This window comes from Micromonospora sp. NPDC049799, assembly GCF_040656655.1.
Classification (GTDB): Bacteria; Actinomycetota; Actinomycetes; order Mycobacteriales; family Micromonosporaceae; genus Micromonospora.
Genome location: NZ_JBFAMU010000856.1, coordinates 1 through 1,292, shown reverse-complemented (window position 1 = coordinate 1,292; position 1,292 = coordinate 1). Strand labels below are relative to the sequence as shown.

The window sequence follows — 1,292 nt, the reverse complement described above, 5'->3', positions numbered from 1 at the left end:
CCGGACCGTCACCGGGAGCGGCGCTCCCGGTGACGGTCCGGCCCGGTCCGGTCCGCCCGCGGACCGGCCCTCGCCGCACGGCCCGGCGGCGACCGAACGCGCCGGCGACGACGGAGGTACGTCCTGATGCCGCTGTGGTTGGAGCTGGTGCTCCGGGTGGGTGCCGTGCTGGTCGCGTTCCTCACCCTGCCGCTCGTGGTCGGCCAGGTCGAGCACAAGGTGATGGCGCACATGCAGGGCCGGCTCGGCCCGATGTACGCGGGCGGCTTCCACGGCTGGGCGCAACTCATCGCCGACGGCGTGAAGTTCGTGCAGAAGGAGGACGTCACGCCCCGGGAGGCGGACCGGGCGGTGTTCCGGCTCGCCCCGGTCGTCGCGCTGGTGCCCTACCTGCTGGTCCTGCTGGTGATCCCGCTCGGCCCGGGCGACCTGGTCGCGCAGCCGCTGGACATCGGCCTGTTCTTCGTGCTCGCCGTCGTCGGCGTCGGCGTGGTGGCGGTGCTGATGTCGGCGTGGGCGTCGGCCAACAAGTACAGCCTGCTGGGTGGGCTGCGGGGCGCCGCCCAGCTGCTCGGCTACGAGTTGCCCCTGGTGCTGGCCGCCGCGTCGGTGGCGATGGCGGCGGGCACCCTCAGCCTGCCCGGCATCGTCGAGGCGTGGCAGCCGTGGTGGCTGCTGTGGCAGGCGCCCGCGATGATCGTCTTCTTCGTCGCCGGGCTCGCCGAGATCCGCCGGCCGCCGTTCGACATGCCGATCGCCGACTCGGAGCTGGTCTTCGGCTACATGACCGAGTACACGGGCCTGCGGTTCGCGTTCTTCCTGCTCGCCGAGTACGTCGGGATCGTGGTGATCGCCGCGCTGACCACCGTGCTCTTCCTGGGCGGCTGGCAGGGTCCGTTCGCCGACGCGCAGCTCGGCTGGCTGTGGACACTGCTGAAGGTGTTCGCGGTCTCCTTCGTGATCATCTGGCTGCGGGTGAGCTACCCCCGCCTGCGCGAGGACCAGCTCCAACGCCTGTGCTGGCTGGTCCTCGTCCCCCTCGCCCTCGGCCAGCTCGTCCTGACCGCCGCCGTCCGCGTAGCCCTGTAACCCCCACCCCCGCGCCTTCCGCCCCGCGCCCCGCGCGCCCCGCCCGAGCGCGCAACTTCCCGGAAATAGTGGCTATCCGGCGGGGGATAGCCACTACTTCCCGGAAAGAGTGCCCTCGCGAACCGGAGGGGCGGGCGGGGCGGGGCGGGGCGCGGGGCGGAAGGCGCGGGGGTGGGGGTTACAGGGCTACGCGGACGGCGGCG

1 protein-coding gene is annotated in these 1,292 nt (G+C 73.1%); it reads left to right on the top strand.

All coding sequences use genetic code 11. The features are described from left to right. Positions 1–126: 126 nt before the first annotated feature. A complete protein-coding gene (locus tag AB0I76_RS30115) occupies positions 127–1,089 on the top strand; it encodes a complex I subunit 1 family protein (RefSeq protein WP_357042589.1) in 963 nt (320 codons plus the stop codon). Positions 1,090–1,292 lie beyond the last annotated feature (203 nt).